Below are 6,262 nucleotides of genomic sequence, written 5' to 3'. Positions count from 1 at the left end.
CTCCCATTTTGATCCATCGTTTGCTAACACGAGACTTATCCAATTCTTATCCGCATCTGCGGAGTAACCAAGGATTGGAAACATTGCCCCCGCCAAAACAACCAAACACCTCTTATACACACTCATCATTTTCACTCATCCTATCAGGCGAAAACCACACTTAGTATTTCAGCACCAGACGGCAGCGCTTTGTAGACTTTAGCCGTACGAATAGCCCCTCGCTGGTCTTTGGGGCTCGTGTACGACTGATCATTGCCTACTTGTAGGTTTGAGGAATAGTTACTGCATCCCGATACGAGACCTATAGGCAAAGTAAAGCAGATAGCAGCACAACGCATTTGAAGCCTCTTTAGGTAAATCGCTTAACGATATCATTAAGGCATCACTCAGGCGACAGTGAGTACCTGAGTGAGCAAGGCTGCCTTCAGCGCTACAGCCATCCGTCCCACTTCCACAGATGCCCCGGCCCCATACAGGTCATAGCTGATCGACCCCGACGAATGCCCCAAGATTGACTCAGTGGTTCCCACAGGGATCTCAGCGGCCTTCATTGCGCTTTGAATAGAGGCCTACCGCAAAACGGTAGACCCAACTTCACTACTCGGCCAGAAGAGCAGCCGTCAGTGCTTCAGCCATACGGCCCAGTTGTACATTCCCAGCGGCCCCATAGAGGTCATACGTGATCGACCCAGAGCTATGCCCAGTGATCTCCTGAGAGATACCCATCGGCACCTCTGCAGACTTGAGGCGCCCCGACATGGAGTGACGAAGGGAGTGGAAGGAAAGACCGGTATTGGTCTCGGTGCCCAGTACATCACGAGTCAATTGATTGAGCATGGACGTGAAGCCACTTGAGGACCGCTTGAAGAGCTTCCCATCGGCAGCCTCAGCGAAGGCCTTGAGCGCCTCCAAGTCCAACCCATAGGCCGCCACCAAGGGCACCTTACGGATACTGAACTTGTTCTTGATGGTCTTTCCGTCATTGGTGTTTATGTCCATGACCAGCAAGCCTTGGACCTCAATGATGTCCTTCGAGGTCAACTGGTAGATCTCGCCAATACGAGCCCCAGAGACTACGCCAAGACTCAGCGCCCAGCGCTTCCAGTCTGTTGCAGGGAGCTTGTTCGCATAGTCCATCAAGGCAGCCACTTGAGCCGGTGAGAACTCCTTGCGTTGGCTCTCAGCGCCCTTGAGGATCTGAAGCTTTTTATCGAAGGCCTTGTCGATATAGGCGTTGGCTTCAGCCCAGCCCATGATCGTTGAAAGATGGGTCAGGATCTTATTGACCGTCGAGACCTTACGGCCCTCTTTGAGGCTATCCCTCAAGGCCATCATGTGAGCCCTGTTGTGGGTCTTCAGGTCCAGGCCACCAAGCAACTTGCTGATCGTCCCGCAGGACGCCTTGAGGTTCTTCAGCGTGGAGCCTGTGAGGTCGTCTTTACGCTCGGCCATGTAGAGCCCTGAGAGGTACTCGAAGGTGTGGACAGGTGAGCCTTCAGATGAACCTTCAGGGGCCCCTTGAGGCRCTAATACAGATAGGGACACAGGAAGAGGCACGTCACTCACGTGCTTCATCTCTTCGATGATCTCAACGATCTCTCCAAGGCTTCCATGGGTTCGCTCTTCAGCGGCAGCCATGATCCTTGTCCCCATCATCACCGCCTTGGCCTGATCGGAATTCAAAGGCACCGTACAGGCGATCTCTTCGAGGTCCCTACGGAAGTCGGAATAGACCAACCCCATGCCACCATAAGCAGGTGAGGCGCTAACCGGCTCGAACTGATCCCATGCAGAGCCTGTCGATAAGACGCTCTCAGCGATCACCTTGAGACGCTCTTTGAGTTGATCCCAAGTCGCCTCAGGCCGGTCGAGATGGAAGGTTCTGAGCGTAGTCAACAGGTGCTTAGCAATGGTCACAGCGGTTTGCCTATGGATCGTCTTAAGGGAGAGCGTGCAGGTAGCTTTKGAGCCCAGTGGGCGAATGCGGAGAGTGTAACGGCCTTGCCTACGGTAGACCCATGGCGTGGCGAGTTCTAACACGGTTCTAACAGTTGGTGCTTTAGTGGTGAAGGTCATGGTTGGTCGCGCCCTTGTGCTGCTTGGGTTTGACCTTCGTTGCGCCCCAGTTGGAAAAAAACTCCACAGGGACTCCTTAAACGTTGCGCGGCATGCAAGCGCGCGGGATACCACCAGCATACCCATGCGCCGCCCTTGCGACCAGTCGTGAAACCTCTGGCAACAGGCCTGTAACGGGCATTTCAAACAAGCGTATGTTTTTTCATTGACAGTACACCGCCATCCTCATAACCTCGCCMAACCTTCAACGCACCGGGATGACGCGGACGTGGGCAGCATCTATTTGATTCGACATGGCCAGGCTTCTTTTGGTGCGGACGACTACGACGTCCTGTCGCCGACCGGCATTCGACAGGCTGAAATCCTTGGCCGGCACCTGGCCGAACTCGGTATCAGCTTCGACCGCTGCCTGGCGGGCGACCTGCGCCGCCAGCAGCACACGGCCAACAGCGCGCTGGAACAATTCGCCGCGGTGGGCCTGCCGGTGMCGATCCTGGAAACCGATTCCGCCTTCAACGAGTTCGACGCCGATGCGGTGATCCGCGCGCTGTTGCCGGCCATGCTGCCGGACGAACCCGAAGCCCTGAACATCCTGCGCAACGCCGCGCAAAACCGTGGTGAGTTCCAGCGTATCTTCGCCCTGATCATCGAACGCTGGCTCGCCGGCACCTTTGACACACCGGGCCTGGAAAGCTGGCTAGGCTTTGTCGAGCGGGTGCAGGCCGGTCTGCACCGCATCCTCGACCAGGCCGACAACACCCAGAAAATCGCCGTGTTCACCTCCGGCGGCACCATCACCGCCCTGCTCCACCTGATTACGCAAATGCCTGCCCGGCAGGCCTTTGAATTGAACTGGCAAATCGTCAACACCTCGCTCAACCAGCTTAAGTTTCGTGGTCGCGAGGTAGCCCTGGCTTCCTTCAACGCTCATGCGCACCTGCAACTGTTGAAGGCCCCGGAACTCATCACGTTTCGCTGAGTCCGGACTATTGTGACCCTGGCTGTAATCACCCAGCTCTCATTACCCAAGAAAGGATCGAACCATGACCTCCGTAGCAGACGCCGTACAAGCAATGAAAGCCAAGTTCAATCCAGCCGCTGCTGCCGGTCTGGACCTGGTCTTCGGTTTCCGCATCGACGACACCAAGAACTTCTCGCTGATCGTCAAGGACCAGACCTGCGAACTGCAGGAAGGCGAGAACCCGGACGCCCAGGTGACCCTGGTGATGGACGGCGAAACTCTGGAAGGCATCGTCGACGGTTCGACTGACGGCATGCAAGCGTTCATGGGCGGCAAACTGCGCGCTGAAGGCGACATGATGCTGGCGATGAAACTGTCCGAACTGTTCCCGTCGTAAGCACCGGGCTCCCGAGCTTCGGGAGCGTGCAGGGCTGCAAACGAATCCCGCCCTTAGTGGCGGGATTCGTCGTTTTTGCCCCCTCGCCACRGGTTCGGCGGTGCTCTTACAATGTCGGCACTCCCCACACCGGCCGCCCCATGGACATCGACCTCGCCCGCACCTTCCTCGAAATCGTCCGCCATGGCAGCCTGGCTGCCGCCGCGGAAAAGCTCCATGTCACCCAGACCGCGATCACCGCGCGGGTGCAGAAACTCGAAAGCCAACTGGGCAGCACCCTGTTCGTGCGCAATCGTGCCGGCGCCCGTCTGACACCCAACGGTGAAGCCTTCGTGGTGTATRCCAATCAACTGGTGCAAACCTGGGAAGCCGCGCGGCGTGATCTGCCATTGCCCGAGGGTTATCGCGATGTGCTGCACATCGGTGGCGAGGTGAGTCTGTGTAATCCGCTGATGCTCGGCTGGGCCGGCGAAATCCGCAAGAACATTCCCAGCCACGCCTTGCGCATGGAAATCCGTGACGGTGAAAACCTGCTGCGTCAGCTGGAGCTGGGCGTTCTGGATGCCGCGCTGGTGTATCAGCCCGAGTATTGGCCGCGTCTGCAGGTCGAGCAGATTCTCGAAGAAAAGCTGATTCTCGTGCGCCTGGCCGGCAAGCCAGATCCTTATGTGTACATCGATTGGGGCGCTGACTTCCGACGCCAGCACGACGCCGCCCTGCCGGAAAAAGCCAAGGCTGCGCTGAGCTTCAATCTTGGCCCGCTGGGCCTGCAGTACCTTCTCGAAAACGGCGGCAGCGGCTACTTCCGCACCCGCGTCGTGCAGAGTTATCTGGATAGTGGCGCCCTGGAACGGGTGCCCAAGGCGCCGGAATTCAACTACCCGACCTATCTGGTCTATTCGCGCGATCGTGACTCGCCGACACTGCAACGCGCCTTCTACCTGCTGCGCGAGTTTATCGACTCCGACGAAGACTGGTCGCAACGCTGGGACCCGCTGACCTGAAACCGGTTTGCACCGGATCATGGCCGTTGTGTCCTCAAGGTTCGGTCCGTCAAATCACCGGGATCGGCTAATCTGAAAAAGATAACAATAACGACAGGTGATTGCAGTGAGGCAGACCACCGAAGGATTCCGCAGCCGTTACCGCGCCGACATTCATCCGCTCTACAACCCTTGGCTGCACGGCGCTTTTGTCCTGTTGTTCGGGGCGCTGGCGATCAGCGCTTTCTGGAGCACCGTACATCAGGTGCGGCCAACAGAATGGCTGGCGGTGCCCGTCACGCTGCTGCTGTTCAACCTCGGCGTGTATATGGTGCATCGCCACCTGGGTCATCATAGAAAGGGTTTCGCCCGGCTGTTTTATGCCCGCCACGCCGGCGACCACCACAGCTTTTTCACCCCGGGCCACATGACCTACGACAGCGCCCGCGACTGGCGGGTGATACTGTTTCCGGCATGGCTGATCGTGCTGCATACCCTCGCCGTCGCCCTGCCCCTCTGGTGGCTGCTCAAGCACATCAATACCAACATCGCCGGATTGGCCGGCGGCCTTCTTGTCCTCGGTTACCTGGCTTATGAAGTGTTTCATGCCTGCGAGCACCTGCCGTCGCGCAACCCGGTCACACGACTGCCGTGGATCCGCCAGATGCGCCGACTGCACGAGTTGCATCACCGCCGCGAACTGATGCAGGAGCGTAATTTCAACATCGTTTTCCCGCTGATGGACTATCTGTTCGGCACCCTCTATTGGGAGCCGGAACCTGCGCCATTGAACCTGACGAGAACACCCATGACCCGCATGCAGCATCAGATTGTCATTGCCGGAAACCCGATCGATGTACTGGCCTACGCCAGCACCGTGACCCTTTGGCCGCAATGGCATCCGTCGTCGCTGCATATCGATGGGCCAAAAGGCCCGTTACATGCCGGCGCACGTTTCGAAGAGGACATCCGCGCTGGTGGCCGCGACGGACACTTGCGCTGGGAGGTAGCGGAGTACCTGCCCGGACGGCGCTGGAGCGCCCGGGCCCAGGGTGATCATGGCCTGTCGCTGGTGGTGACCTATGCATGCGATGCCGAGGGCAACGACTCACGTTTCGTCCGCACCCTGGAATATCAATTCAGCGGCCTGGCGATGCGGATAGCCAACCGGTTGCTGCTCAAGCGCCGCATCGATCGGGAATCGGCGGCGTCGATGCTGGCATTGCGCGACATGGCGCAGAAGTATTTGACGGCGACAGGAGTCGGCGCGTGAGCAGAGCCTTCAAATGCCTGTTGCTGGTCATCGTCGCCGTCGGTGCCTTCCTGCTACTGATGCCCACCAAGGTGCGGCCGGTGGCCTGGACACCACAACCCGCACCGCCCCTCGACAGCGGAATCTACGCCGACAATCAGCGACTCAAGGACGTGGAACGCGTGGGTGCCGCAAACATCGACGGGCCGGAAGCCCTGTTGCTGGAAAACGACACACTCATCACCGGCCTGCACGACGGTCGCCTGATCCGCACCAGCCTGGATGGCAAGACCACCAAAGTCCTGGCCGTTACCGGAGGCCGGCCATTGGGTCTGGCCCGTCATCCCAATGGTCTGCTGGTGATCGCCGATGCGGTCAAAGGCTTGTTGTCCCTCGATGCCCAAGGTCGCCTGGTGGCCCTGGCCACAGAGGCCGGCGGCGCTCCCTTCGGTTTTACCGATGATGTGGCGATCGACAAACCGGGTCACTACGCCTATTTCAGCGATGCTTCGAGCCGGTTCGGCTATGGCCACGACGGTGAGGCCGTAATCGAACATGGTGGTGACGGTCGCCTGCTGCGTTACGACTTCCAG

General features: G+C 58.6%; 5 protein-coding genes and 1 pseudogene. 5 read left to right on the top strand and 1 reads right to left on the bottom strand.

Going from position 1 to position 6,262, the window contains the following annotated elements; all coding sequences use genetic code 11:
- Nucleotides 1-597: 597 nt before the first annotated feature.
- Complete coding sequence (locus ACXRVY_RS14435; protein ID WP_458237622.1) at nt 598-1,917, bottom strand: tyrosine-type recombinase/integrase; 1,320 nt, start codon at nt 1,915-1,917, stop codon at nt 598-600.
- Nucleotides 1,918-2,344: 427 nt separating this feature from the next.
- Between ACXRVY_RS14435 and ACXRVY_RS14430 the strand changes: the two genes are divergently transcribed.
- From ACXRVY_RS14430 to ACXRVY_RS14410, 5 genes and pseudogenes are all read left to right on the top strand, one after another.
- Nucleotides 2,345-3,055, top strand: coding sequence for a histidine phosphatase family protein (locus ACXRVY_RS14430; protein WP_458237621.1), 711 nt, complete (start codon nt 2,345-2,347; stop codon nt 3,053-3,055).
- Between the two features lie 64 nt (nt 3,056-3,119).
- Nucleotides 3,120-3,434, top strand: a complete 315-nt coding sequence (locus ACXRVY_RS14425) for an SCP2 sterol-binding domain-containing protein (protein ID WP_015094878.1) — start codon at nt 3,120-3,122, stop codon at nt 3,432-3,434.
- A gap of 140 nt (nt 3,435-3,574) precedes the next feature.
- Entirely contained in the window at nt 3,575-4,438 is an 864-nt protein-coding gene (locus ACXRVY_RS14420) for a LysR family transcriptional regulator (RefSeq protein ID WP_458237620.1), read from the top strand.
- 106 nt (nt 4,439-4,544) lie between these two features.
- Nucleotides 4,545-5,690, top strand: coding sequence for a sterol desaturase/SRPBCC family protein (locus tag ACXRVY_RS14415; protein ID WP_223462853.1), 1,146 nt, complete (start codon nt 4,545-4,547; stop codon nt 5,688-5,690).
- Nucleotides 5,687-6,262: pseudogene (locus tag ACXRVY_RS14410) on the top strand (SMP-30/gluconolactonase/LRE family protein); the annotation flags it as partial. The gene ACXRVY_RS14415 and the pseudogene ACXRVY_RS14410, both read left to right, overlap by 4 nt.

The sequence above is a fragment of the Pseudomonas sp. P5_A2_2 genome (genome assembly GCF_054177685.1).
This window is presented reverse-complemented; position numbering and strand designations above follow the sequence as displayed.